Origin of the sequence: Thiocapsa sp. (assembly GCF_022340925.1) — a bacterium.
Classification (GTDB): Bacteria; Pseudomonadota; Gammaproteobacteria; order Chromatiales; family Chromatiaceae; genus Thiocapsa.
Genome location: NZ_JAJDNA010000029.1, coordinates 13,301 through 36,875, shown reverse-complemented (window position 1 = coordinate 36,875; position 23,575 = coordinate 13,301). Strand labels below are relative to the sequence as shown.

General features: G+C 65.0%; 27 protein-coding genes. 6 read left to right on the top strand and 21 right to left on the bottom strand.

All coding sequences use genetic code 11. The features are described from left to right. Window positions 1-15: 15 nt before the first annotated feature. The 4 genes from LJE61_RS03975 to LJE61_RS03960 are packed head-to-tail and all read right to left on the bottom strand — an operon-like array spanning window position 16 to window position 2,640. Window positions 16-171 carry a hypothetical protein gene (locus tag LJE61_RS03975; protein WP_296917519.1) on the bottom strand — a complete coding sequence of 52 codons (156 nt, stop codon included), beginning with the start codon at window positions 169-171 and terminating at the stop codon, window positions 16-18. Next, window positions 156-1,226: an AI-2E family transporter gene (locus tag LJE61_RS03970; protein ID WP_296910526.1), complete on the bottom strand. Its 1,071-nt coding sequence runs from the start codon at window positions 1,224-1,226 to the stop codon at window positions 156-158. Before LJE61_RS03970 ends, LJE61_RS03975 begins: the two co-directional genes overlap by 16 nt. Beyond that, window positions 1,223-1,711 carry a hypothetical protein gene (locus tag LJE61_RS03965; protein WP_367114904.1) on the bottom strand — a complete coding sequence of 163 codons (489 nt, stop codon included), beginning with the start codon at window positions 1,709-1,711 and terminating at the stop codon, window positions 1,223-1,225. The genes LJE61_RS03970 and LJE61_RS03965 overlap by 4 nt, the downstream gene beginning before the upstream one ends. A gap of 32 nt (window positions 1,712-1,743) precedes the next feature. Continuing rightward, entirely contained in the window at window positions 1,744-2,640 is an 897-nt protein-coding gene (locus tag LJE61_RS03960) for a LysR family transcriptional regulator (RefSeq protein ID WP_296910524.1), read from the bottom strand. 248 nt (window positions 2,641-2,888) lie between these two features. Between LJE61_RS03960 and LJE61_RS03955 the strand changes: the two genes are divergently transcribed. Beyond that, complete coding sequence (locus LJE61_RS03955; protein ID WP_296910521.1) at window positions 2,889-4,190, top strand: OmpP1/FadL family transporter; 1,302 nt, start codon at window positions 2,889-2,891, stop codon at window positions 4,188-4,190. 301 nt (window positions 4,191-4,491) lie between these two features. Here the strand turns inward: LJE61_RS03955 and dsrE2 are convergent, their stop codons facing one another. From dsrE2 to LJE61_RS03940, 3 genes are all read right to left on the bottom strand, one after another. Further along, window positions 4,492-4,971: a sulfur carrier protein DsrE2 gene (dsrE2, locus tag LJE61_RS03950; RefSeq protein ID WP_296910519.1), complete on the bottom strand. Its 480-nt coding sequence runs from the start codon at window positions 4,969-4,971 to the stop codon at window positions 4,492-4,494. Window positions 4,972-5,035: 64 nt separating this feature from the next. Then, the gene (locus LJE61_RS03945) at window positions 5,036-5,266 is read right to left on the bottom strand and encodes a sulfurtransferase TusA family protein (protein ID WP_296910517.1); all 231 of its coding nucleotides are present in this window, start codon (window positions 5,264-5,266) and stop codon (window positions 5,036-5,038) included. A 326-nt stretch (window positions 5,267-5,592) separates the two neighbouring features. Further along, window positions 5,593-5,904: a rhd_2599 family sulfurtransferase gene (locus LJE61_RS03940; protein WP_296910515.1), complete on the bottom strand. Its 312-nt coding sequence runs from the start codon at window positions 5,902-5,904 to the stop codon at window positions 5,593-5,595. Between the two features lie 96 nt (window positions 5,905-6,000). On the opposite strand from LJE61_RS03940, the gene cysG reads away from it, so the two are divergent. Next, entirely contained in the window at window positions 6,001-7,425 is a 1,425-nt protein-coding gene (gene cysG / locus LJE61_RS03935; protein WP_296910513.1) for a siroheme synthase CysG, read from the top strand. Between the two features lie 66 nt (window positions 7,426-7,491). On the opposite strand, the gene plsY is transcribed toward cysG, so the two are convergent. After that, window positions 7,492-8,088, bottom strand: coding sequence for a glycerol-3-phosphate 1-O-acyltransferase PlsY (gene plsY / locus LJE61_RS03930; RefSeq protein ID WP_296910510.1), 597 nt, complete (start codon window positions 8,086-8,088; stop codon window positions 7,492-7,494). 99 nt (window positions 8,089-8,187) lie between these two features. On the opposite strand from plsY, the gene LJE61_RS03925 reads away from it, so the two are divergent. Continuing rightward, entirely contained in the window at window positions 8,188-8,550 is a 363-nt protein-coding gene (locus LJE61_RS03925) for a dihydroneopterin aldolase (protein ID WP_296910508.1), read from the top strand. A 192-nt stretch (window positions 8,551-8,742) separates the two neighbouring features. On the opposite strand, the gene LJE61_RS03920 is transcribed toward LJE61_RS03925, so the two are convergent. Both LJE61_RS03920 and LJE61_RS03915 read right to left on the bottom strand, forming a co-directional pair. Further along, complete coding sequence (locus tag LJE61_RS03920) at window positions 8,743-9,408, bottom strand: SOUL family heme-binding protein (protein WP_296910506.1); 666 nt, start codon at window positions 9,406-9,408, stop codon at window positions 8,743-8,745. Between the two features lie 168 nt (window positions 9,409-9,576). Then, on the bottom strand, window positions 9,577-10,062 hold the full coding sequence (locus tag LJE61_RS03915; RefSeq protein ID WP_296910504.1) for a DUF2452 domain-containing protein: 486 nt from the start codon (window positions 10,060-10,062) through the stop codon (window positions 9,577-9,579). Window positions 10,063-10,230: 168 nt separating this feature from the next. Here LJE61_RS03915 and LJE61_RS03910 point away from each other — a divergent pair, with 168 nt between their 5' ends. Further along, window positions 10,231-11,421: a class I SAM-dependent methyltransferase gene (locus tag LJE61_RS03910; protein ID WP_296910502.1), complete on the top strand. Its 1,191-nt coding sequence runs from the start codon at window positions 10,231-10,233 to the stop codon at window positions 11,419-11,421. Between the two features lie 137 nt (window positions 11,422-11,558). On the opposite strand, the gene LJE61_RS03905 is transcribed toward LJE61_RS03910, so the two are convergent. The 3 genes from LJE61_RS03905 to LJE61_RS03895 all read right to left on the bottom strand — a co-directional run bounded on the left by LJE61_RS03905 (window position 11,559) and on the right by LJE61_RS03895 (window position 14,185). Beyond that, a complete protein-coding gene (locus LJE61_RS03905) occupies window positions 11,559-12,341 on the bottom strand; it encodes a VOC family protein (protein WP_296910501.1) in 783 nt (260 codons plus the stop codon). Window positions 12,342-12,430: 89 nt separating this feature from the next. Then, window positions 12,431-13,036, bottom strand: a complete 606-nt coding sequence (locus LJE61_RS03900) for a hypothetical protein (protein WP_296910499.1) — start codon at window positions 13,034-13,036, stop codon at window positions 12,431-12,433. Window positions 13,037-13,069: 33 nt separating this feature from the next. After that, window positions 13,070-14,185 (bottom strand): hypothetical protein, encoded by a 1,116-nt coding sequence (locus LJE61_RS03895; RefSeq protein ID WP_296917510.1) that lies wholly within the window; start codon window positions 14,183-14,185, stop codon window positions 13,070-13,072. 528 nt (window positions 14,186-14,713) lie between these two features. On the opposite strand from LJE61_RS03895, the gene LJE61_RS03890 reads away from it, so the two are divergent. Both LJE61_RS03890 and LJE61_RS03885 read left to right on the top strand, forming a co-directional pair. Next, window positions 14,714-15,316 carry a DUF938 domain-containing protein gene (locus LJE61_RS03890; protein WP_296910495.1) on the top strand — a complete coding sequence of 201 codons (603 nt, stop codon included), beginning with the start codon at window positions 14,714-14,716 and terminating at the stop codon, window positions 15,314-15,316. 9 nt (window positions 15,317-15,325) lie between these two features. Then, window positions 15,326-15,898 carry a DUF427 domain-containing protein gene (locus tag LJE61_RS03885; protein WP_296917509.1) on the top strand — a complete coding sequence of 191 codons (573 nt, stop codon included), beginning with the start codon at window positions 15,326-15,328 and terminating at the stop codon, window positions 15,896-15,898. A 59-nt stretch (window positions 15,899-15,957) separates the two neighbouring features. Here LJE61_RS03885 and LJE61_RS03880 read toward each other — a convergent pair whose 3' ends face one another. The 8 genes from LJE61_RS03880 to LJE61_RS03845 all read right to left on the bottom strand — a co-directional run bounded on the left by LJE61_RS03880 (window position 15,958) and on the right by LJE61_RS03845 (window position 23,572). Then, complete coding sequence (locus tag LJE61_RS03880; RefSeq protein ID WP_296917507.1) at window positions 15,958-16,986, bottom strand: phosphoglycerate mutase; 1,029 nt, start codon at window positions 16,984-16,986, stop codon at window positions 15,958-15,960. Window positions 16,987-17,046: 60 nt separating this feature from the next. Next, on the bottom strand, window positions 17,047-18,339 hold the full coding sequence (locus tag LJE61_RS03875) for an APC family permease (RefSeq protein ID WP_296910490.1): 1,293 nt from the start codon (window positions 18,337-18,339) through the stop codon (window positions 17,047-17,049). 102 nt (window positions 18,340-18,441) lie between these two features. Further along, complete coding sequence (gene rluB, locus LJE61_RS03870; protein WP_296917505.1) at window positions 18,442-19,335, bottom strand: 23S rRNA pseudouridine(2605) synthase RluB; 894 nt, start codon at window positions 19,333-19,335, stop codon at window positions 18,442-18,444. 120 nt (window positions 19,336-19,455) lie between these two features. Beyond that, window positions 19,456-20,067 (bottom strand): SMC-Scp complex subunit ScpB, encoded by a 612-nt coding sequence (gene scpB, locus LJE61_RS03865; protein WP_296910486.1) that lies wholly within the window; start codon window positions 20,065-20,067, stop codon window positions 19,456-19,458. Then, a complete protein-coding gene (locus tag LJE61_RS03860; protein WP_519972934.1) occupies window positions 20,048-20,902 on the bottom strand; it encodes a segregation and condensation protein A in 855 nt (284 codons plus the stop codon). Before LJE61_RS03860 ends, scpB begins: the two co-directional genes overlap by 20 nt. Before the next feature lie 115 nt (window positions 20,903-21,017). Next, window positions 21,018-22,235: a tryptophan--tRNA ligase gene (locus tag LJE61_RS03855; RefSeq protein WP_296910484.1), complete on the bottom strand. Its 1,218-nt coding sequence runs from the start codon at window positions 22,233-22,235 to the stop codon at window positions 21,018-21,020. Between the two features lie 17 nt (window positions 22,236-22,252). Next, window positions 22,253-22,924: a site-2 protease family protein gene (locus LJE61_RS03850; protein WP_296910481.1), complete on the bottom strand. Its 672-nt coding sequence runs from the start codon at window positions 22,922-22,924 to the stop codon at window positions 22,253-22,255. 24 nt (window positions 22,925-22,948) lie between these two features. Next, window positions 22,949-23,572 carry an L-threonylcarbamoyladenylate synthase gene (locus LJE61_RS03845; protein WP_296910480.1) on the bottom strand — a complete coding sequence of 208 codons (624 nt, stop codon included), beginning with the start codon at window positions 23,570-23,572 and terminating at the stop codon, window positions 22,949-22,951. Between the last annotated feature and the right edge of the window lie 3 nt (window positions 23,573-23,575).

Below are 23,575 nucleotides of genomic sequence, written 5' to 3'. Positions count from 1 at the left end.
GATAGACTCGCTGGACTACCCTGGCTCCGGCCTGACCTGCCCCCCGGCCTGAGAGGTGTCGACCGGAACGGCGAAACCGATTCCGGCGAAGCCCCCAGAGGAACTGCAGATCCCCGTATTCATGCCGATCACCCGCCCGGTGCGGGCGTCCGGATTCAGGGGGAGACACATCCCGGCTCCTCGGGCGGGATCGGCCACGCCGTCAAGATCGCCTGGACGAGGGTCGCGAGCGGGATCGCGAAGAAGACCCCCCAGAACCCCCAGACCCCCCCGAACACAAGGATTGCCACGATAATGGCGACCGGGTGGAGGTTGACCACTTCAGAAAAGAGTAACGGAACCAGCACATTACCGTCCAGCGCCTGGATCACGAAATACGCCACGCCGAGCCAGATGAAGGTCGGTGCCCAGCCCCATTGGAACCAGGCGACCAGAAGGACCGGCAACGTGACCACGGCGGCCCCAATGTAAGGAACGATCACCGAAAGACCGACCAACAAAGACAAGAGCATCGAGTACTTGAGCCCGAAGGAATAGAAGGTGGCATAGCTCACCGCCCAGACGATCAGGATCTCCCAGGCCTTTCCGCGCACGTAATTGGAGATCTGACGGTCGACGTCTCTCCAGATGTCGTTCACGATCGGGCGGTGCTTGGGAAGATACCGGCGAAACCAATCCAGGATCAGCTCCTTGTCTTTCATGAAAAAAAACACGAGTAATGGCATGAGGATGAGATACACGAGGATGGTGATGATCCCAACCACGCTGGCGAGGGACCAGGATAGGACGCGCTGGCCGAACGAGACGGTCTCGACGCGGAGCATGTCGATCAACTCAGCGACCTGCGCCTCGGTCACCAGATCCGGATAATGCCCAGGAAGCTCCAGGAGTGAGTTGGTGGCTACCGAGATCATGGATGGAAGCTGCTGCACCAGCTCGGTGACCTGGCGGGAGACCATCGGCATCACTCCGAGCAGCACCAGGGCGACGAACAACAGGAAGGCCAGGTAGACCAACAGGACGCTCGCCAGGCGCGGCAAACCGGCCCGCTGGAGCTGCGAGACCAGTCCCTCGAGGAGATAGGCGATGATGACGCTGGCGAGCACCGGAGTCAGCATGCTCCCCATGGTGATGACCACGGCGAACAGGATGAGCAGCAGCAGTGCCAGGAGGATGATCTGGGGATCGGAGAAATAACGCCGAAACCAGTTGGCGACGATGTTCATGAGGTTCGGGATTCACCATCCGATTGGTGCTTGGTGCGGTAATCCTGGTAGTACCGGGCGAACAGGGCCTCCAAGTCGTCGATCACCTCGCGGGCTGAGCGCCCATGCAACACATGCGCGGACATGAGTGCAGAGGTCTCATTCAGCATGGCTCCGCGGTCGAGCATGGCGTAGCTCTTGGACAAGCGTCTGATCGCCGCGACCACGGTCTCCTCGCCGGGACGCGGCAAGGGTACCGGATCAGGCGGCTCCTCACGTTGCGCCTTCACATTGTCACGCTTCACTAGGAACGCGGCGAAGGCGAGAAGCGTCTCCCGGTCCGCCGGTGCGAGCGCACGAAACGCCCGAACCAGCCGGCGCTCGGCATCGGAACCCGGCACCCGACTAAACACGTCCCACCCCGGAGCCCGCTCCAACGCAGCCGGGGTGAGGACCTGCGGCGCCGGGCGCCGCCATCCCATAGAACGGCCCGCGGCAATGGTCACTCCAAGGGGACATCGTGGGCGGGGCCGTCTCGCTAGTGCTCGCGACAATAGGCGCGGGCAAACTCCAGCAGCTCTTCCATCACCCGCAGGCGGAACTTCTGTTTCTGATGGACAAAGGAGAACGGCCGATCAAGCGGCGGATCCAGGTTGAGGGCCACAAGTGTGCCCAACTTCAACTCCTTCTGAATGGTGGCCCCTGAAACGACGGACACACCCATGCCGGCCTCGACGGCCCCTTTCACGGCCTCGGGGCTGCCCAGCTCCATTGCCACCTTAAGGACCGAATGGCCGTCCTGCTGGAGATGCAGGTAATCGTTGATCACCTCGCGCGTCCCTGAACCCTCCTCCCTGCAAATAAAGGGGTATTCCAGAAGCCGCTCGAACGTGACGCGGTTCTCGCCTGCCAGGGGATGGCCCGGCGGCACGATTGCGTAGAGTTGATCTCGCTTGCAGTGCTCGACGACCAGGTTCTTGTTGCCGACCGGCGCCTCGACCACGCCAAGGTCAATGGTGTTGTTCTCCACCATCGAGACGATACCCTCGCTGTTAGAGACCTTCAGATGGACCGTGACGTCCGGATAGCGCTCTTTGAAATCACCGAGCAGGGTTGGCAACATGTACTCAGCGATGGTCGTGCTCGCCCCGATCGCCAACGCGCCGCTGATCTCGCCTGTGATCTCGCGCACGGCGTTTTCCATTTCCGCATAGAGCTCGAAGATCCGATCGGCCGACTGGAAGACCGTCTTGCCCGCGTCCGTCAGGCTGATCCGGTTGTGGGTCCGATCGAACAGACGCGTGTTGAAGTATTCCTCCAGTTGACGGACCTGAAAGGTCACCGCCGGCTGGGTCATGTGCAGCACCTCGGCGGCTTTGGTGAAGCTCAGCAGCCGAGCAACCGCATGAAATACCTGGAGTCTGCGATCTGCCATCCTGGGGGGACTGCGCCGATGACAACGAACGAATAAATTTGGCTTATACCACAATCGCCTGCCGCACGGATAGTTCCACTGTAATCTCAAGGGCTTTGCTGACGCTGCGCTGCAAGACGCGGGGGCACCCCCTCCCGGTCCCGGCGGGCGGACATCTTACGGTCACGAACCCTGGATTCAGGCGGCCGCGTCGCATACAGTTTCCTTACAAAAAGGCATGATTCCATGCACCGACAAGGAGCCGTTTAATGAACCAGCAGAAGATCACGGCCGCGATCGCCGGCCTCGTGGCAGCCGGCGCACTCACAACGGTCAGCCCAGTGCGGGCGGCGGGCTTCTCCCTCCCCGAGGCCTCCAGCGCCGGCATCGGACTGGCAAACGCGGTGGTCGCCAACCCGGACAACATCGGGGCCTTTCCCTATAACCCGGCCGCGATGGGTTTTCACGAGACATCCAGCGGCGCCGTCGGCGCGCTCATGATCGGTCCGAGCTTCACCGTGGAGACCGCAACGGGCAGCCACGAGAGCCAGGGCGCGGACTGGCTCGCCAGCCCCATGGTTCAGGCCGCCGTGCGCGTGGACGACCGGTGGCGGATCGGGCTGGGCGTGACCGCTCCCTTCGGGCTGGAGACCCGCTGGCAGGACGGGACCTTTCCGGATTTGAGCAACACCGTCCGGCTTCCCTTCCCCGTGCCGCCCCCGCTCGACCCGAACGTCCCGCGCGGCCACCCCACGGCGAGCAAATTGGAGGTCATCGACCTCTCGCCCAGCGTCGTCTATCGGGTCAGCGACAACCTCAGTCTGTCCGGCGGACTGGACATCTACTGGCTGAAGCGGGCTCAGCTCGACTCGACCGCCGGGCAGCTGCGAGGCGACGGGACCGATCTGGGCTTCAACCTGAGCGCCCTTTACCGCTATGGGGACTGGAGCTTCGGTGCCGCGTTTCGCTCTGGCGCGACCATCGGCGTCGAGGGCGATTACAGGCCACTGAGCCGGACGCTGGTCGCGATCGGCGCCATTCCGCCGGCGCAGGATGCCGAGGTGAGCTTCGACCTGCCCTGGCGCCTGCAGCTCGGCATTCGCCGTCTGATCACGGACGCGCTGGCGATCGAGCTCGACTGGACACGTACCGGCTGGAGCGCATTCGACAAACTGGTGGTCAAGGGCAAGCGCACAGGCGAGACGATCTTCACGGATACGAACGACTGGCGTGACAGCAGCGCATACCGGATCGGTGCAACCTACCAGCTGCGGTCCGCGACCCAATTGCGTGTCGGTTATTCTTACGACGAGACAGGACAGGACAATGCCCATTTCAGCGCCCGGGTCCCGGACAGCGACCGCCATCTTTTCAGCGTCGGCCTCGCGCAGGGATTGGGCGCCGGCCTCTCGGTCGAGGCCGGTTACATGTATGTCAAAGGGAAGGACCGCCATTACCGGGGCGACAGACCCTATCTCGGCGGGAGAGACATCAACGGGACCGACGCGATCCAGGGCAAGTATGCGATGGATGCACACCTGCTCGGGATCGAGGTGGTCAAGGTTTTCTAGCCCACGAACAGCCCGGCATTTTCGAGCGCCCTAAGCGACTGAAAATGGAGCGGTTCTGAAATCGCACTTTCGAGTCGCGAGCTGATCGAATGCGAGGATGGCATTTGAGCAGCGTCTCCCCAGAAGCCACTAAGGCAAAGTCGATCGAGTGGCCATCCTGCCACCAAAAATCATCACCGAACCAGACAGTGCCGCCCCACAAGGCGCCGAAACAGAAACGCCGCCGGATCGGCGGCGTTTCGGACCGACCGATCAGATGATCGCTCACACAGACAGCCGCTCGATCGATGTCTGAGGCATCTCAGATGTAGAGACAGATGTCGCTCTCGCCAGCGAACTCGAAAAAGGCGGCGGCACCTGCGTACTCGACACCTTCGATGAACTCAGAGTGGTCCATGTCGAAAAGGTCAACCGTCATTTGACAGGCGATCAGCTTGACCTCGGCCTCCTGGCAGAGCTCTCTCAGCTCTTCGACGCTGGCAACGCCCTTGTCCTTCATCTTCTTCTTCATCATCGCCGTCATCATGCCTTGCATGCCGGGCAAGGCGAGGCCGAGAACCGGAAACCACTTGTCCATTCCCATGGGCATTGGCATCCCGGGGTTACCGAGCGGGGTAACCTCGAGGGCCAGCTTCTTCTTGAGAAGCTGGAGCCCGTAGAAGGTGAAAAAGATCTGGGTCTCGTAGCCCAGCGCCGATGCGGTCGACGCCAGTATGAAGGGCGGGTAGGCCCAATCGAGAGAGCCTTTGGTCGCTATAATGGCGAGTTTCTTGTCTTCCATCGGATCCTCCTCGCGAATCAAAGGCTCGCGGTTTGGTTCGGTTTGGCGGGAAGGGTCTGACCTGTCAGGATTTCTTGATCAGGAAATGAAATTTCCCGCCCTCTTCCTTCGACTCCATGAGCTCATTGCCTGTCTGCTTGGCGAAGGCGTCGAAATCCTTGACCGACCCGGGATCCGTGGCCACGACGTGCAGCACTTGACCGGAATCCATCGCGTTGAGCGTCTTTTTCGCACGTAGGATCGGGAGCGGACAGTTCAGGCCGCTGGCGTCGAGTTCTTGATCAAAGTCTGCCATGGAGCACCTCCTCGCGAGAGCTGTTTTAGAATATCAGTAGACACGAGAACTCGGTTTTATAGGCGAAAAAGGCGGAAAAGGCAAGGTGCTGCGATCGGCGCGAAGCCCCGAAGGAAACGCTGACTTACTGGCCATCCTGGCCAAGGAACGGCGCGGAGAGCGAAAACGCAGCTTCCGCTCTCCTTCATTTTCAGCGGCTTGACCCACTGCAAATGTCGCGGCTTCCTGCCCCGCGCGGGAAGCGATGACTGTTTCAGCGCTTCCCTGAGCCATCACCCCACCAGGGCCTCGAGATGCCGCGCCGGGCGGGTTGAGCGCCGAAATGGTCAAGCGATCGGGTAACCGTGGCGCGCCCAGGCGATGATCCCCCCACGCAGGTTCAGGACCCGGTCGTACCCTTGCTGCATCATATAGGCACACGCTTGGTACGAACGGGCGCCGCTGCGGCAGTAGAGGACCAGGTCCCGGTCCTTCGGCAACTCATTCATACGCACCGGGATCAGGTGCATCGGCAGTTGGAGCGCATCGGGGATCGCCCCCTGCGCGATCTCGGCCGGGGTCCGAATGTCCACGAGCAGGACCCCCTCGCCGCTCGCAATCCGTTCGTGCAGAGATTCGGAATCAATCTCATTGATCACATCACCATCCTACCACCAACCTAAGTATTTAAGTATATTAAGGTGTTTTGACAGCCAACTCAACGACCCGGGCCGAACCACAACCCCGATATGACCATGGACTTCCTTCCCATCTTCCAAGACATGCGAGGTAAACCCTGCCTCGTCGTCGGCGGCGGAGCGACATCGGCACGCAAGATCAACAGCCTGCTTCGCGCCGCCGCGGCGGTCACCGTCGTCGCTCCGGATCTCGTGGACGCTCTGGCGCGCAAGGCCGAGCGCGGTGAGATTCGTCACCTCCCCCGGCGCTTCGAGCCGAGCGATATCCCCGGCAACAGACTGGTGATCGCCGCGACCGACGACCGCGGCGTCAACCGCCGTATTGCCGAGCTTGCCGGCCAGCACGACGTCCCTGTCAACGTCGTCGACGACCCGGAGGCCTGCACCTTTCTGCTCCCCTCCGTCGTCGACCGTTCGCCCGTGGTGGTCGCCGTCTCGACCGGAAAGGCGTCACCGGTTCTCGCCCGGCTCCTCCGAACCCGGCTCGAATCACTGATCCCGGCCGGCTATGGGAGGCTCGCCGAGCTCTGCGCCCGCTATCGCGATCGGGTCAAGGAGCGCTTCGAGGAACAGCGCGAACGCCGGAGGTTCTGGGATCGGGTGCTCGAGGGCGCGGTCGCCGAGCGCATCTTTGCCGGCCAGTTTGCGGAGGCCGAGGCAGTGATCGAGCAGGAGCTTGCGCCCGATGCGCTTGAATCCGATACGGGCGAGGTCTATCTCGTCGGCGCAGGTCCCGGTGACCCGGACCTGCTCACCTTTCGCGCCTTGAGGCTCATGCAGCAGGCCGACGTCGTGGTCTACGACCGCTTGGTCGCCGAGCCGATCCTCGAGATGACCCGCCGCGACGCACGGCGCATCTACGTCGGCAAACAGCGCAATCACCATGCGATGAGGCAGGAGGAGATCAACCGCCTGCTCGCCGATCTCGCCAAAGACGGTCACCGCGTGCTCCGCCTCAAGGGCGGCGACCCCTTCATCTTCGGGCGCGGCGGCGAGGAGATCGATACCCTTGCCGCCGAGGGCGTCCCCTTTCAGGTCGTTCCCGGGATCACCGCGGCTGCGGGATGCGCCAGCTACACCGGCATCCCGCTCACCCACCGCGACTATGCCCAGTCCGTGACCTTCGTGACCGGCCATCTAAAGGACGGCACCATGAATCTCAACTGGCCGGCACTCGCCCAGCCGAATCAGACTGTGGTCTTTTACATGGGCCTGGCGGGCCTCCCCATTATCGTCGACCGGCTGATCGCGCATGGGGTCTCGCACACGATGCCGGTCGCCTTGATCCAGCAGGGCACCACGCACAGGCAACGGGTCTATTCCGGCACCCTGTCGACCATCCTCGATCTCGTCGAGGCCGACCCGCCCGAGCCGCCGACCCTCATCATCGTCGGCGAGGTCGTCAAGCTGCGTGAGAAACTGAGCTGGTTCCGCCCGCCGGACGAGCCGCATCAGGGCGCGACAACACGGATCCTGGCCTGAGCCAGGGCTCGGTCGAGCTGTCCCGCAGGCCGGTGCCCCGGCATGGGCCACCGCGGGCCCTGCGTCCTATTGCGGCCGGTCGGTCAGTCGATCCTCGGTTCCGCTGACCAGGTTGCGGATATTGCTGCGGTGTCGCCAGAAGAGCAGGCCCGTGATGATCAGCTGCATCCCGATCAGCAGCTTCTCGGGCCAGAAGACCGAGACGATCAGGGGCGCCAACGCCATGGAAACGAGCGCGGACAACGAGGAGATCTTCAGCACCTTGGCCGTAAACAGCCAGATGGCAGCAACGGAGAGTCCGATCGGCCAGTAAAGCCCGATCTGGACGCCCAAGGCTGTGGCCACACCCTTGCCACCGCGGAATCCGAAGAAGACAGGATAGAGATGACCGATGAAGGCGGCCAGACCGATGCCGGCCAGGACGGCGGGAGCGGCGTCGAGCAGGTGACCGGCGACCATCGGGATCAGGCCCTTGAGGCTGTCCCCGAGGAGTGTAATGGCCGCGGCTCTTTTCCCGCCGATACGCAGCACATTGGTGGCACCGGGGTTGTTGGACCCCTGCGTGCGCGGATCTGGAAGACCCATCAGGCGGCAGACGATGATGGCGCTGGAGACCGAACCGAGCAGGTAGGCGCCTGCGATGAGGAGCGATGCGGTGATCATGGCGCACAATTGGACATGGGATGCCAATAGAGGTCAAGCTGGTGCGTAATGGTGGCGGCGTGCCGCTGAAACAGCGGGTTGGGGCATAGGACCTGAACAATGGACATCGTTTTCATCCGCGGCCTGCGGATCGAGACCACGATCGGCATCCACGACTGGGAGAAGCGGATCCGGCGCCCGATCGACCTGGACCTCGAGATGCGCAGCGACGTCGCGCGCGGCGCCGCGACGGATCGAATCGAGGACGCCTTGGACTACGAGGTCATCACGCGCCGACTGACCCGGTTTGTCTCGGAGAGCCGTTTCGAGCTCGTGGAGACCCTAGCCGAGCGGTGCGCGGCCATCCTCATGGATGACTTCGGCATCCGCTGGGTCCGGCTCAGTCTGAGCAAGCCCGGTGCGATCGGCGAGGGGGTGGACGTCGGGGTCGTGATCGAGCGCGGCGACCGCACGCCGGGTTGAGTCGGCCGCCCTGTCGCGGATTCCCGGTCTGCATCCATGCCGGCACGGACCTTAGGCTTGAGTGCGACTCCCCATCGATCTGGGGATCGCGAGCACACTGCCGCGCCTCGCCGCATCCAAGTCCACCGGCATCACCGCGAGCATCCGGGGTGCGACGCGCATCCGAGCGGGTCACCAGGCCCACCGTCGAGCTTAATCGGGCGGAGTCTTCGCTTCGGTCACCTGGACCGCGATGTCGATGAGCACCTCGTTACGCCGCAGAAATCCGGGCGTGAACGGGTCGTTGTAATAGGCGTAGACCGCGGGGCCAGCCGCATCGAGGCCGCGGGCCACCATCCAATCCCGCAGAGCGGCCTCCCGCTCGGCCAGCGCCGCGTCCTTGGTCGATCCGCTGAAGCGAACCGCCGCGCGACGCTGGGCCGACATCTCCTTCAGCCTGACATCGGGGTTTACCGGCGCGGGAAGCTGGCCCAGCCCGTATTCGGCCGGCAGGATGAAACGCACCACCCACTCGCCATCCGGCGCACGCGACTGGGTGACCGGGGCCGTCATCGCGATCGACTCGGAGCGCTGCTGAATCACCGGGGCGGTCATGGCAATCTTCCCGCCGCCGCGTTCCCTGGCAAAGATGTAACGTGCCAGCATGCCGAACCCGGCGCTGAGGGCCTCGCGCCGCGAGCCGGACCCAATCGCCTCGGCAACGACAAGTGAAGGATAGTCTCGGATCTCGAACGCGCCGTCCCGTTCCACAGTGACATAGTCCGGCGTCTCGACATTCTGGATCACGAAGACGAAGACAGCCAGCGCCCCGATGGCAAGCAGGACCAATGCGGCAATGATGAGCACGAGCAGCTTCATGGGGACGGTTCCTAGCTGATGCACAAGGCGGAACGACGCCGAGGACGGGCTACCGCCGCTCCGACCAGCGTCGAGGTGCGAAGCGGACAGCCTCGCCTCAAGCTCCATACGGGCGGCTGAGTGCCCCTCGCGCGGCCTCGACGGCGGGGCCGCAGGTCGACGCCGCGCTCACGTGGACAGGCCGCCGATGCGCAGCAGCTGGCTCACCAGCTCGCTGGTGTCATCCGGCTGATCGGCGCGCTGGGCGGGTGTCCAGGAATAATCCGACTCCAGTCGGTAAGAGCCCAGGAACTCATCGGGCGAGGCACCGCCCCACTCCTCCGGCGCGAGCATCGAGAAGAAGGGCGCGCCGTCCGCCTTGCGATACAGATGGTAGGTGTGGCCGGGGATCCGCCTGAAGGCACAGCGCGCCTGCGTCAGCGCCTGCTCTTCTCGGGCCTCTGCCAAGACCTTACGGGCCTCTTGCTGCAGAAGCCTGATCTGGTCGGCGATGACCCGGAGCTTGGCCCCTGTGCGGGCGCTCAGCATCGCCTCGGCCTTCGCAACCTCGGCCGCGAGCTCGCCGGAGTCGAAGGCCGGGGCCAGCCGGCTGACCGGATATGGAGAGCTGGATGAGGCGCCGCGGTGCAGCGCCACCCGCTTGTCGTGACTCATTTTGCGTTTCTCCCGACCTTGATGCCTGGCCGCCGCAGCCTCCGCCGCGCGGGGAGCCACGGACGCGTGCTCGCCATCCTTATGAGCCTCAGGTGCCGGCGGGGCCGCCGCTTGTCCTTGGTTGCGTATATAGTGGCGGATCGCGCCAAAGCAGCACCGAGGCACTCGATGGACAACCAGCAGCATCGCACCGACCCGACGGCTGTCGTCGAGGACGACGGGACCGAAATCCGGGCCAGGATCAGCGCCCAGCTCGTCGAGCGGATCCGTGCCGAGATCCATGCCGCCGGGGGTCTGCTGCCGTTCGACCGCTTCATGGATCTGGCGCTCTACGCGCCTGGCCTCGGCTACTACATGGCCGGTGCGGTGAAGCTTGGGGCGGAAGGCGATTTCGTCACCGCCCCCGAGATCTCGCCCCTGTTCGGCCGCTGTCTCGCCGTCCAATGTGCCGAGGTTCTGCAGCAGACTGGCGGTGGTGATCTGCTCGAGCTCGGTGCCGGCACCGGTGCGCTCGCGGTCCAGGTGCTTGAGACGTTGGAGCAATTGGGGGTCCTGCCGCAGCGGTACAGGATCCTGGAGCTCAGCCCGGATCTCCAATCCCGGCAACGGGCGCTGATCCTCGAGCGGATCCCGCATCTGGCACCGCGCTGCGACTGGCTGACCAAGCTGCCAACCGGACTGCGGGGCCTGGTCCTCGCCAACGAGGTACTCGACGCCATGCCGATCCACCGCTTCCGCAGCGGCGAGCACGGATCAGTCGGGGAGCTGTTCGTCGCCGAGCGCGGCGGCGCCCTGACCGAGGTCGTCGCACCCGTACGCTCGCCTGGACTGGCCGAAGCCGTCGCCGCCTTGCACGCCGAGGGACTCGCCAGGACCGCCGGGTATCGCTCGGAGATCAATCTGCGTCTCGGCCCCTGGCTGGATGCGCTCGGGGCGTCGCTCGATGCCGGCCTCGTCCTCCTGATCGACTACGGCTACACGCGCCGGACCTACTACCAGCCGGATCGGACGATGGGAACCCTCATGTGTCATCTTCGCCACCAGTCCCGCGACGACCCCTATCGCGAGATCGGACTGCAAGACATCACCGCACACGTCGATTTCACAGCGGTTGCCGAGGCCGGCGCAGCCGCCCGGCTCGATCTGGCCGGTTTCACCACCCAGGCGCATTTTCTGGTCGGCTGCGGAATCGACCGCTTCCTCGCCGACTCACCCGATACCGTCGACCTCGCCCTCGGGGCCAAGCAACTGCTTCTGCCGTCCGCGATGGGCGAGCGATTCAAGGTCCTGGGCCTGTCCAGGAGGCTCGAGGGGACGCAATGCGGGTTCTCGGTCCGGGATCTGCGCGACCGGCTATAGGACCGGTGCGCCGAAGCCTGGAGTTGGAAGCACTGCGCTTATCCACCCGACAGGCCTCATCGCGGAGCCTTGTGGGGGGGGGACAAGACGCGCCCCACGACGCTGGCGGCAACACGTCCCCTGCAGCATCCGGGCATTCAGACCCGGTGGGCAAACTGGATCACGGCGAAGATGGCGCCCTGGGGATCGCCGAGAAAGGCGAATCGACCGACCGTGTCAATCTCCCTGGCGTCCATCACGATGGTTCCACCCAGGCGCTTGACTGCGGCGAGGACGCCATCGCAATCCTCGACGCCGAAATAGATCGACCAATTCGCCGGCATCGAGCCCCATTCCGGGCCCAGCTCGATCATCCCTCCGACCTCCTTCCCGTCGAGCTCGAAGAGGGAGTAACGCCCCTCCATCAAGCTCTTGCTGGTGCGGGAGGTCCATCCGAAGAGACCCTTATAGAAATCAGCAGCCTTGACGGTATCCCGGGTCTGCAGCTCGCCCCAGCTCCGCGCACCGTAGGTATTGTCGAGCTCGGCGCCGAAGTGCGCGCGCGGCTCCCAGAGACCGACCACGGCGCCAGTCGGGTCCTGAACGAAGACCATGCGCCCGAGCTGCATCACGTCGACCGCCGGCATGACCAGCCGCCCACCGAGCTCGAGCGCCCGATCGGCGCTGCTGTCCGCATTCGCCACCCGAACATAGCTGGCCCAATAGGGAAAGGCACCCTGCTCGGGGGCCATCTGATAGAGTCCCGCGACCTGTTTTCCTTGCCGCCTCAGGATCGTGTATGGGACCTCGTAGTCGGTGGCAATGTCCTCGGCCGTCCAGCCGAAGATCTGGCCGTAGAAGCGCTTGGCCTCCTCCGGTGCGTTCGTCGCCAAGTCGACCCAGCAGAAGGTGCCGGGCATGTAGCTCGTCATCTCGCCCATGCGATGCTCCTCATGTCGGCAGGGGGAATGGCCAACCAAGGCCTGGGGGTAGGTGCCTCGAACAGCAGGGTCGCACCCAGTCCTGTGACTCAATCGATATCGGCACGGCGCGCCTGACGACCCGGCAGCCGACGTCGGGGCGGGTCGGCCTCCACCATCATCAGCATGCGCTCCTCATCGGCGAGGCGCTTTGCTGCGATCCGCTTTTCCTGACGCACGCGCGCCGTGTATCCGAGCGCCGCGCCCCCCGCCGTCGTCAGGGTCAGCAACCCGAGGGTCACAAACTGGGCGAGCATCATCGCCACACCGAGACCCACCGCCCCGCCCACGACGACCCCCGTCTTCAGGTTGGCGCCCATGGCACCACGGCCTCGGACCTTGGCCTGCAGTCTCGCATTGTCGCGCCCGACCTTGGCGCGCAGCTGCTCGGCCTTGACACGGATCTTCTCGCGCTCCTTCGAGAAGCGCTCGCTGACCCGGGAGACGGTGCGATGCCGGTCGGCCGCGACGATGGTGTTGAACCAGAAGGCGACCAGGGTCCCGATCGAGAATGCGAGTAGAACGAAGAGTGGCCAGGTCGCGTTCCAGTCCGTCCTCAGGGCCGTATAGACCAAGAGGCCGGTCACACCTTGGAGCAGAAAGATCCCGATGAGGAAGCGGATCAGGCTGCCGAGTCCGGTTGGAATGATGTTCATGCCCCCAGTCTGCTCGCTTCGGCCCCCGGCCAGTTAGATACCCGAGCGGTCGCTCCGCGCGACGACGCCCTTGGAAAGCATCGGTTGGATCCCGGCAAAGGCCCCAACCGACCGACTGTCGGGCCCGAGCAGGAACACCCAGTCGCCCCGCGCAGCCGCCCCGCTCTCCGGGTCGCCAAGACGGCTCGGCAGAACACCCTGCAGTCGGTCCCGGACGGCCACCAGACTCTCGAGCCGACCGCTGAGCTCCGCTGGGACGCTGCGATCGAATGCGTCGACAATGGGATAGAGATGCTCGACGCCGATCCCCGAGAGATCCGCCACAAGCCTGGCTGCGTGCGATCCCCCGGGCAAGAGGTCAGGCTCGAAACCGGCGACCAAGAACGGGCCGGCGCCGCTCTCCATGCGGTCCGCCAGGGTCGATTGGCCCCGCAGACGCAGATCCTCGACGAATAGCGCCCGCATCTGATCGGACAGGTCCGTGGCGATCTGGCGGAAGAGGGGTTCGTCGGTCCGCTCCGAATCGATTGGGATGACAAAGGTATGGGCATCGCGTCGCGGATTGCCTTCCGCGGATCCTCCCACCGCGGCATAGGTCTCCACCAGGCGAAAGAGCTCGCGATGCCGCGCCTGATCCGATTCGGCAAGGCGGTCCAAGCCGGCGCCGACGAAGATGAAGGTGTAGATCCCATACCCCGGAACCGCTTGCCGATAGAGCCGATCGAGGGCATCCGCCGTCTCGATCCGCACATCCTGGCCGGCCGACGGGTAGTAGGCCATGGCATGACGCGCGGTCACCCGGGGCGGGCCGATCCTGAGGCCGCCGACCGTGGCACGCCGGTCGAGCCCAGCCGCTGCCGCGGTCTCGATCACCCGTCTCGCTTGAGGAGGACTGAGCACACGGGCGCGATCGACCACAGGGTCCAGGACAGCCTCCCCTCCCTTGGCGACCATCGCCTTCACGATCTCCGCGACCGGACCGCAATCGCCCCGAATCAGGGCTTCGGTCCCTTCGGCGGGATCGACCCTGGACAAATAGAGACCGGTCACTAAGGGATCCAGGGAATCAGGCTGGGAAAACGCCCTTGCCGCCAGGCACTCAGCTGCAACCTCGGCCCGCAGCAGCTCCGGATCCTGACTGAACAGCACCGGCGCCGTCAGCGGGTCATCGAAGAGAATCCCGCCGGGAGCGCGCCTTTCGGCGTCGCCTGCAGGCTCCCCCGGACGCCACTGCGGCGGTCTGGCCGAGTCCGCGGACGCGCCCACCGCATCCGGCTCACTGACCCGGTCACCTGTCAGAACCCCCGCGCAGCCGCTGGTACAGGCGACTGGGCAGATCAAGACCCAAGGCAGCCAGGACTGCCACCGCGAGACCGGTCTCGCAATCCGCCGCGACCGAGCAGTGAGTTTAACGGCTTGCGCAAAGAGTGTCTTCAAAATACGCCGTTCTCCGGTAACCAGGGTCATCATAGCGGATCACGGATCGGGATTGACCAAAAAGCCGGCCGTTCTGGTGCGTCGGATTCGCCGCGCGCAACACACCGCCCTTGGCTTTCAGCGCGACACGCGCCATCCTTGACCGACCGGATGGGAGGCACGAACCGCTTGCCCCTCAAGGCGAATGAGCTGTCAGCTGCGATCCGATCACTGCTTGAGCCCCAAGCAACACGGGGAAACATGTATCCCAGCGACAAACCCTACTCCCAGGCGTGCGAAGAAAACAAGCGACCGATCCTGGGCGTGATCGCACCCTTGTTTCGAGATGCGCACCGCGTGCTCGAGATCGGAAGCGGTACAGGGCAGCATGCGGTCTTTTTTGCCGCGTCCCTTCCACATCTGACCTGGCAGACCAGCGACCTTGCGTCCAATCTGCCGGGTATCCGATCCTGGCTGGCCGAGGCCGGGCTGCCCAATCTTCCGCCGCCGCTCGCCCTGGACGTCACCGGGATCTGGCCCGACGCACGCTACGATGCCGCCTTCAGCGCCAATACCGCACACATCATGTCCGAGGCGGAGGTGGGCGCAATGTTTCGCGGCATCGGTCGGGTCCTGGTCGCGCGCGGCCATTTCGCTCTCTACGGTCCATTCAATATCGGCGGGCGCCCCACCAGCGAGAGCAACGAGCGATTCGACACCGCCCTGAGGATGCGAAACCCTGAGATGGGACTGCGTGACCGCGACGCCCTGGTCCGGTTGGGGAGCAAGAGCGGGCTCGCGCTGATCGCGGATCACCCGATGCCGGTCAATAACCGCACCCTCGTCTGGCAACGCACGCCTTGAGGTGACACGATGGCGAAAGAGCCGCCTGACAGGACAATCTCCGCAAGCCTCGCACGGGTCCGTGCGGCTTGGCGTTTCCGCGGCCAGGAGCGGCCGGAGTTCGCCGTCGAGCCCGGACCGGGCCAAGCGTCCGTCTGGGATTACCCGCGTCCTCCGGCCATCGTCCCCGAGCCGCGTCAGGTGCAGGTGCATGCGTCGGACCGGATCCTGGCCAGCTCCAATCGCGCGGTGCGGGTCTGTGAGACCGGGAGCCCACCGACCGTCTATGTGCCGCGGGACGACGTGGACACGGCCCGCCTGGAGCTCTCGGCCACTCGGAGCTTCTGCGAATGGAAGGGTGCGGCGAGCTACTTGCGACTCAAGGACGCCGGGGCGCACTCGAGCGATGTCGCCTGGTGTTATCCGCAACCCTTCACCGGTTTCGAGCACTACGCGGGATGGCTCTGTTTCTACCCCGGGCGGATCGCTTGCTTCCTAAACAGCGAACGCGTTCGGCCACAGCCAGGTGACTTCTACGGCGGCTGGATCACCGCTGAGCTCGTGGGTCCCTTCAAAGGCGAGCCGGGCACCGCTCACTGGTAGCCTGTCGCTTAACCGTGAGATCGGAGGCGAGGCCATCGATCGGGCGAGGTCCTGCAACACTACCTCGACCGATCCGCGATCGATTGACTGAGCGCATCGGCGAACCTGCGGCGGCGCCAGAAGCGGCGCAACGCCGGTCTCGAGACGCGATAGGCATTGCCACGGCAGGGATCGATCAGGATCACGGCCACTTCCTGGCGTCCGAGCGCGAGCTCACTCTCGGCAAGCCGGGCATTCAGGTCGACCAAGGCGCTCGACCAAGCGGTCAAGTCGTGCCCCGACAGCGCCGCGCGGAGTCGATCCCACAGAACCACGCAGCGCCCCTTCGCGGACGGGCCCTGTTCCGACCATCGTCCCAGCGTTCGGTGCGCAACCCCGGCCCATCTGGCCAGGCCCAGCGTCAATGGATCATCGCCAATCACCACGTCCGGCGCATCCCCCGAGGGTTCCGACAGCCTGCCCCCGCCCCAGGTCCAGATCCCGCTGATCGCCGGCCGTCCCTCCTGCTCGCGCGACCGATTGACCTCGGAGGCGAAGAACAGCATCTGAATCTCGCTCATCAACCCGCTCCATCGACGGGCATCCTCACCGCGCGGCGAATCGGCGGAAATCGGACCACCGGTGACCCGGTGGAGAGGCTCGGATTTCAGATCCAGCTCCTGATCCGATCGCAGATACCAGCGATCCGGCCAGGGGGCCGTCAACCTCAGCCCATCGCTGCCGAAGTGTGCATTGAAGAGCGCGATCAGGTCATCCGCCTCCTTGCGGGTCGGCGCAATAGCCGCTCCCGAATAGAGGAGCAGCCGATCGCGATCGGGCCTCAGATGGACGGGGTCGGCATGCATCCAGTAGCCGTCGCGGGGCTCGTCGCATGCCTCCCCGAGCAGACTGAGCGGCGCCGTGGGGGGATCCCCCTCGGGATCAGCCGCGATTCCGAAGGATTCCAAGAGCGCGCGTCCCGCATCGTCGTGTCCGGTCGCGATCCGATCGGCACGCGCCAGCAGACGGTCGAGCGTCGGGACTGGCGGAAGTGAATCCGGGATCGCGGGAATCGGGCCGAGCAGGCCCGGACAGAGGAGTGTCAGCATGACGATTCGGGACCCATTCTCGGCTGCCCCGACCAATGGGTCGCAAACGACCGGACCGGTCTAGGTCCCACGGTCCGAGGCCCTGACAAACAGCCAGCCGAGCCACAGAGAGAGGCACGCCAAGAGTACCGGCGCGGGCCGCTCCTGAGCCAGGAACGCGAGACTCGCCAGACTGACGAATATGAACACCAGCGGCGGCAGCGGATACCAGGGCACGCGGAACGGTCTCGGCAGGTCCGGCTCGCGCCGACGCAGATGAAGGACCCCGGCGACCGTCAGAACCGCGAACAGGGTCAGGGTAAAGCCGGCAAAGCTCAAAACGCCCTCGAATGAGCCGGTCAGGACCATTGCCAGCGCCAGTCCCCCATGGAGCACGACGGCGCGGGTGGGCGCCCCACGGCGGTTACGCACGCTGAGCGGCCGGAAGAGCGGCAGATCCTCCCCGATCCGCTCCAGGACACGTGGCCCGGCCAGCACCATGGCACTGATGGTCGAGACCAGGAGCAGGGTCAGCACCAGACTCATGAGATGACCGCCCAGCGACCCGAAGATCGTCTCGGCGGACAGTGCCCCGACCTCGACCCGACCAATCAAGGCTTGGTACTCGATGGTGCGTAAGAAGGTCAGGTTCAGCAAGAGATACAGCAAGGTGACGACAGAGGTCCCAAGCAGCAGGGCGCGTGGGACCGCACGCCGCGGCTCTTGGACCTCATCGACGACATAGGCGGCCGCGTTCCATCCCGAGTAGGCATAGGCGACATAGATCAGCGATACCGCGAAGGGCGCACTCAGCACGGCGTCCAGGGTAGCTCCGGAGGGCAGCACCGCCAGGCTGCCCGGCGTGGTAGGCAGACTCAGTCCGAGCCCGCAGAAGAGGAGGATCACCAGGATCTTCAGCCAGGTCGCAACGATCTGCACGCGGCGCCCCAGTCCCAGATCGAAGGCATGGACGGCCGTGATCAGGATCAACGCGGTGACCGCAATCGCCGCAGGCGCGACAGGGACGACGGTCGCCCCGTAGTGGCCCATGGCCATCGCGGCCAGGGCAACGGGGGCCGCGAAACCCACGGTCACCGATACCCAGCCCGCCAACTGGCCCAGCAACGGATGGAAGACCCGCGACAGGAAGTGATATTCGCCGCCTGAGCGCGGCAGCGCGGCGGCAAGCTCCGCGTAGGAGAGCGCCCCGCAGAGCGCGATGACGCCCCCCATCAGCCAGAGGAGCAGCAAGGCGGCGCCGTCGGGGATTCCGGCGGCCTGGAGGCCGAGCGTCGTGAACACACCGGTACCGACCATGTTGGCGACCACGATCAGGATCGCGGTGCGTTGGTCGATGAAGCGGATGCTGTCCACAAGGACCCGATCTACACCTGTACGTCGGTCACGGCGCGCTCCTCCCAAGACCCGAGCAACACCCGCGAGATCGGCGGCACCCCGCCAGAACCAAGCTCGTTCTCACCGTTGCGTCCCGCGTCGACCCCATTTGGCACCGCCGCTGTGCATCGGCTCGCCGGCCGGCCGATGTGGCCAGGGCTTCGCTCCGGCCTTGCGGCGGGGATCAGGCGAAACGGTCGAGAGTCCGGCGAGCCCCATGAGGGTGGTCAGCTCCTGCTCGGTCAGAGGTCTCCAATTTCCGGCGTAGAGCCTCCGCCCGAGCTCGACGTTTCCGTATCGCACGCGGATCAGGCGGCTGACCTGACAGCCGACGGCCTCCCAGACTCGGCGCACCTCGCGGTGGCGGCCCTCGCGCAGGACGACGTGATACCAGCGATTCGCGCCGCTGCCGCCACGCTCGCTGACGGCATCCAGCTTGGCAACCCCGTCTTCCAGCTCGACGCCGCTCGTGAGACGCGTAAGGGTTCCGGGCGGGACCTCGCCAAGGATGCGCACGGCATACTCGCGCTCGACCTCGCGCGAGGGGTGCATGAGCCGATTGGCAAGCTCGCCGTCGGTGGTGAACAGGATGAGCCCGGAGGTATTGATGTCGAGGCGACCGACGGCGATCCAGCGGCCCTGCTTGGGTTTGGGCAGGCGGCGAAAGACGGTCGGGCGCTCCTCTGGATCGCGGCGGGTGACGATCTCCCCTTCTGGCTTGTGGTAGGCGATGACCTGCGGCGGAGTCTCACGCCGAGACTGGAGCCTGACATCTCGCCCGTCGATGCGAATGCGATCGCTGCTGGTGACCCGATCACCGAGTCGGGCCAGGTTGCCGTTGACGCGCACACGGCCCTCGCTGATCCAGCCCTCAATGGTTCGCCGCGAGGCCAGGCCGGCGTCGGCGAGCGCCTTCTGGAGTCGGATCGGCTTCTCCGAGGACACGGGCGAAGGCATGCGTCGGTCGCGACTCATTCGGGTTCTCAGCTTGAGCCTCCGGACCGCAGGATGGGGTCAACCGAAACCCGGCCCCTGGGTCAAAGCGATGGTGACGCAGCGCCGGGCATCGCAGGGTGCCGGCCGGCCCCGCCCCGATCATACATCAGATTCACTGGCGGTCTTGCCTTCTCCGACCTCCGGGTTCGGAGCCTCGAGCCCCAACTCACCGTCGATCAGAAACTCAGGGTCGCGAATCTCGGTGAGTGTCGGGAGCTCATTGAGCGAGCGCAAGCCGAAGTAGTCCAGGAACTTACGGGTGGTGGCATAGAGCGCCGGTCGGCCGGGCACATCGCGGTGGCCAACCACGCGGATCCACTCGCGCTCGGTCAGCGTCTTGACGATCTGGGTGCTGACCGCCACCCCCCGGATGTCCTCGATCTCCCCACGCGTGATGGGCTGCCGATAAGCGATCAGCGAGAGGGTCTCCAGCAAGGCCCGCGAGTAACGCGGGGGGCGCTCCTCCCACAGGCGGGCGACCCAGGGCGCGATGCTCGAGCGGACCTGGGCGCGATATCCCCCCGCCACCTCGACGATCTCCAGGCCCCGGTCGGCGTAATCCGCCTGCAGCTCGCCGATCACCCCCAGCAGGTCACCACGGGTGGGCCGCTCCTCCTCGGGGAAGAGCGCGAGGATCAGGTCGAGGGTGAGCGGCCCACCCGCGGCGACCAGGGCGGCCTCGACGAGCTGCTTAAGTGGGGGTAGCCCCATCGCGGGCCTCCTTGGCCAAGGCTTCTCTCTGCGTCTCGCGCAACCGCACATGGATCGGCGCAAAGGGCTCGGCTTGCACCATCTCCAGCGCCGCCGTCTTGATCAATTCCAAGAGGGCCAGAAAGCTCACGACCACCCCCTCGCGACCTTCGGTAATCTCGAACAGGTCCGTGAACGCAACGAACCCGCCCTCGCGCAGCCGCTCGAGCATCCACGACATGCGCTCGCGCAGCGACAAGGACTCGCGCTCGACCCGATGCCGGGTGTAGAGATCCGCCCGGGCGAGCACCCCGCGCATCGCCAGCAGCAGCTCACGGAGGTCGACATCCGGCGGGATGCGTTGGGGATGCCCCGGCGGGACCTCGACCCGCGTGGCGAACAGGTCGCGCTCCATACGCGGCAGCGCATCCAGGTCCTGGGCCGCCTGCTTGTAACGTTCGTACTCCTGGAGCCGACGAACGAGCTCGGCACGAGGATCTTCCTCCTCGTCGGCCTGGTCGTGCGAACGTGGCAGAAGCATGCGCGATTTGATCTCCGCAAGCATCGCGGCCATGACCAGATAGTCCGCGGCGAGCTCGAGTCTGAGCTCGCTCATCAGGTCGACGTACTCCATGTATTGCGCCGTGATCGCGGCAATCGGGATGTCCAGAATGTCGAGATTCTGGCGCTTGATCAGGTACAGAAGGAGATCCAACGGACCCTCGAAGGCATCCAGAAAGACCTCGAGGGCGTCCGGCGGGATGTAGAGATCGACCGGCAGGGTCAGGAGCGGCGCACCCCGCACCGTCGCGAGCGGCACCGCCTCGAAGGGCATCTCCTGCTGCACGCCGAGCATCGCCGGGCGAGCGTCGCCCGAGCCCGATGCGGCCTCCAGCTCGACCTGCGGGGCGGAGGGATCATGACCAACGCGGTCGCCCTGCACGGCGTCCATCCGGGGCGCGCGTCCGCGGTCAGCTCATCACCAAGGACATGGCGTGACGGACCTCTTCGATCGTCTCGTGAGCGACGTCGCGAGCTCGCTCGCAGCCGTCATTGATGATGTTACGCAGCAGCTCGGGCTGGGCGGCATAGTCCTGGGCCCGTTGCTGGATCGGCATGAGCTCGGCCAGCACGCCATCGATCACCGGCTGCTTGCATTCAAGGCAGCCGATCCCGGCCGACCGACAGCCCTCCTGCACCCAGTCGCGGACCTGCTCGCTCGAATAAACCAGGTGCAATTGCCAGACGGGGCACTTCTCAGGGTTGCCCGGATCGGTGCGGCGCACCCGCGCGGGATCGGTCGGCATGGTTCGCAGCGCCTTCTCCACGTCGCGTGGGTCGTCACGCAGGGCGATGGTATTGCCGTATGACTTCGACATCTTTTGTCCATCCAGTCCCGGCATCTTGGATGCCTTGGTCAGCAAGGGCATGGGCTCGGGAAGGATGACCCGTCCCCCACCTTCCAGATAGCCAAGGAGGCGCTCGCGATCGGCCAGGGTGATGTTGCCCTGCCCCTCCAAGAGCGCGTGGGCAACGTCCCGGGCCTCTTGATCCCCCTGCTCCTGAAAGCTGCGCCGGAGCCGGTCGAACAGCTTGGCGTTCTTCTTTCCCATCTTCCGCTTCGCCTCCTCCGCCTTTTCTTCGAAGCCGGGCTCGCGTCCGTAGATATGATTGAAGCGACGGGCGATCTCACGCGTCAGCTCGACATGCGCGACCTGATCCTCGCCCACCGGAACCCGACCGGCCTTGTACATCAGGATGTCCGCGCTCTGCAGCAACGGATACCCGAGAAACCCGTACGTCGCCAGATCGCGCTCCTTGAGCCTGTCCTGCTGGTCCTTGTAGCTCGGCACGCGCTCGAGCCAGCCCAGCGGCGTGATCATCGACAGCAGCAGGTGGAGCTCCGCATGCTCCGGGATCCTCGACTGGATGAACAGGGTCGCCGAGCCCGGGTTGATCCCCGCCGCCAGCCAGTCGATCACCATCTCCCGGCTGCTGGTCGGTATGATCGACGGATCCTCGTAGTGCGTGGTCAGGGCGTGCCAGTCGGCGACGAAAAAGAAGCACTCATACTCGTGCTGAAGCTCGATCCAGTTCTTCAGGACGCCGTGATAATGCCCCAGGTGGAGGTGACCGGTGGGACGCATCCCGGAGAGGACACGCGCATGATGTGCGGAGACGGAGGTCAAGGTTTGGCAGCCTCGTATCAGACGAAGAAGAGCTCCCTCACGATCCCCGAGCCCGGCAGAAGGTCGACTGTCCCGATCACGATCGGGAGCAACACCGCGCCCAAGACCCCGGTGACCAGAAGTGCCATCAGGATGATCAACCCGAAGGGCTCCAGTCGAGAGAACTGGAACGCCACCCGCGGCGGCAGCAGGGCGCTCAGGATCCGGCCGCCGTCAAGCGGCAGGAGCGGCAGCAGGTTGAGCACCATGAGGAACACGTTGATCAGGATCCCGGCCGCGCCGGTGTAGATCAGCGGCAACGCAACCCACTGGGTGCTGGGCATCAGCAGGATCCCCAACTGGATCATGCCGCTCCAGAACACGGCCATGATGAGATTGGCTCCCGGCCCGGCGACCGCTACGAGCGCCATGTCACGGCGCGGGTGTTTAAGGTTGCGCCAGTTGACCGGGACCGGCTTCGCCCAGCCGAAGAGGAAGCCAACCAGAAGAAAGGTCGCCACCGGGACCAGGATGGTTCCGACCGGATCGATATGTCGGATCGGGTTAAAGGTGACCCGACCCAGCATCCGTGCGGTTTGGTCGCCGAGGCGACTGGCAACCCACCCGTGCGCCGCCTCGTGCGCGGTGATCGCGAAGAGAACCGGAACGGCGAGGACGGCAAGGAGTTGGAGTGCGTTGAGTGCTTCCATCGGCGCATTATACGGGGCGGCCGCTCATTCCTCGAACAAACCGGCGTCGCCCTTGCCGATGCGCAGGACCGACGGGGGATCCGCTGTCATGTCCACCACCGTGGTCGGCTCGAGACCGCAAAAGCCGCCGTCGATGATCAGATCGACCTGCTTGTCGAGGAGATCACGCATCTCTTCGGGATCCGTGAGGGGTTGGTCGTGCTCGGGCAGGATCAGCGTCGTGCTGAGGATCGGCTGGTCCAGCTCGCCGAGCAGCGCCCGACAGATCTCGTTGTCCGGGACGCGGATGCCGATCGCCTTGCGCTTGGGATGAAGGAGGCGCCGCGGGACCTGCTTGGTGGCCTCGTGGATGAAGGTGTAGGGACCCGGGGTCAGGCTCTTCAGCAAGCGGAAGGCCTGATTATCGATCTTGGCATAGGTGGTGATTTCCGACAGGTCGCGGCATACAAGTGTGAAGTTGTGCCTGTCGTCAAGCTTTCGAATCCGTCGGATGCGCTCCAACGCCGACTTCTCCCCAATCTGACAACCAAGGGCATAGGACGAATCGGTCGGATAGAGGATCACACCTCCTTCAAGCAGGATCTCAACCGAGCGCCGGATCAACCGCGCCTGAGGGTTGGCGGGGTGGATCTGAAAAAACTGCGCCATTGA

What these genes read in the sequence shown, in the direction of transcription:
- LJE61_RS03970 (WP_296910526.1), bottom strand. Translation starts at nt 1,226, where the DNA reads ATGAACATCGTCGCCAACTGGTTTCGGCGTTATTTCTCCGATCCCCAG.
- LJE61_RS03960 (WP_296910524.1), bottom strand. Translation starts at nt 2,640, where the DNA reads ATGGCAGATCGCAGACTCCAGGTATTTCATGCGGTTGCTCGGCTGCTG.
- plsY (WP_296910510.1), bottom strand. Translation starts at nt 8,088, where the DNA reads ATGATCACCGCATCGCTCCTCATCGCAGGCGCCTACCTGCTCGGTTCG.
- LJE61_RS03850 (WP_296910481.1), bottom strand. Translation starts at nt 22,924, where the DNA reads ATGGAAGCACTCAACGCACTCCAACTCCTTGCCGTCCTCGCCGTTCCG.
- LJE61_RS03925 (WP_296910508.1), top strand. Translation starts at nt 8,188, where the DNA reads ATGGACATCGTTTTCATCCGCGGCCTGCGGATCGAGACCACGATCGGC.
- LJE61_RS03915 (WP_296910504.1), bottom strand. Translation starts at nt 10,062, where the DNA reads ATGAGTCACGACAAGCGGGTGGCGCTGCACCGCGGCGCCTCATCCAGC.
- rluB (WP_296917505.1), bottom strand. Translation starts at nt 19,335, where the DNA reads ATGAGTCGCGACCGACGCATGCCTTCGCCCGTGTCCTCGGAGAAGCCG.
- LJE61_RS03955 (WP_296910521.1), top strand. Translation starts at nt 2,889, where the DNA reads ATGAACCAGCAGAAGATCACGGCCGCGATCGCCGGCCTCGTGGCAGCC.
- LJE61_RS03845 (WP_296910480.1), bottom strand. Translation starts at nt 23,572, where the DNA reads ATGGCGCAGTTTTTTCAGATCCACCCCGCCAACCCTCAGGCGCGGTTG.
- LJE61_RS03885 (WP_296917509.1), top strand. Translation starts at nt 15,326, where the DNA reads ATGGCGAAAGAGCCGCCTGACAGGACAATCTCCGCAAGCCTCGCACGG.
- LJE61_RS03900 (WP_296910499.1), bottom strand. Translation starts at nt 13,036, where the DNA reads ATGAACATCATTCCAACCGGACTCGGCAGCCTGATCCGCTTCCTCATC.
- LJE61_RS03945 (WP_296910517.1), bottom strand. Translation starts at nt 5,266, where the DNA reads ATGGCAGACTTTGATCAAGAACTCGACGCCAGCGGCCTGAACTGTCCG.
- LJE61_RS03880 (WP_296917507.1), bottom strand. Translation starts at nt 16,986, where the DNA reads ATGCTGACACTCCTCTGTCCGGGCCTGCTCGGCCCGATTCCCGCGATC.
- LJE61_RS03860 (WP_519972934.1), bottom strand. Translation starts at nt 20,902, where the DNA reads ATGCTCGGCGTGCAGCAGGAGATGCCCTTCGAGGCGGTGCCGCTCGCG.
- LJE61_RS03975 (WP_296917519.1), bottom strand. Translation starts at nt 171, where the DNA reads ATGTGTCTCCCCCTGAATCCGGACGCCCGCACCGGGCGGGTGATCGGC.
- dsrE2 (WP_296910519.1), bottom strand. Translation starts at nt 4,971, where the DNA reads ATGGAAGACAAGAAACTCGCCATTATAGCGACCAAAGGCTCTCTCGAT.
- LJE61_RS03890 (WP_296910495.1), top strand. Translation starts at nt 14,714, where the DNA reads ATGTATCCCAGCGACAAACCCTACTCCCAGGCGTGCGAAGAAAACAAG.
- cysG (WP_296910513.1), top strand. Translation starts at nt 6,001, where the DNA reads ATGGACTTCCTTCCCATCTTCCAAGACATGCGAGGTAAACCCTGCCTC.
- LJE61_RS03910 (WP_296910502.1), top strand. Translation starts at nt 10,231, where the DNA reads ATGGACAACCAGCAGCATCGCACCGACCCGACGGCTGTCGTCGAGGAC.
- LJE61_RS03920 (WP_296910506.1), bottom strand. Translation starts at nt 9,408, where the DNA reads ATGAAGCTGCTCGTGCTCATCATTGCCGCATTGGTCCTGCTTGCCATC.
- LJE61_RS03905 (WP_296910501.1), bottom strand. Translation starts at nt 12,341, where the DNA reads ATGGGCGAGATGACGAGCTACATGCCCGGCACCTTCTGCTGGGTCGAC.
- scpB (WP_296910486.1), bottom strand. Translation starts at nt 20,067, where the DNA reads ATGGGGCTACCCCCACTTAAGCAGCTCGTCGAGGCCGCCCTGGTCGCC.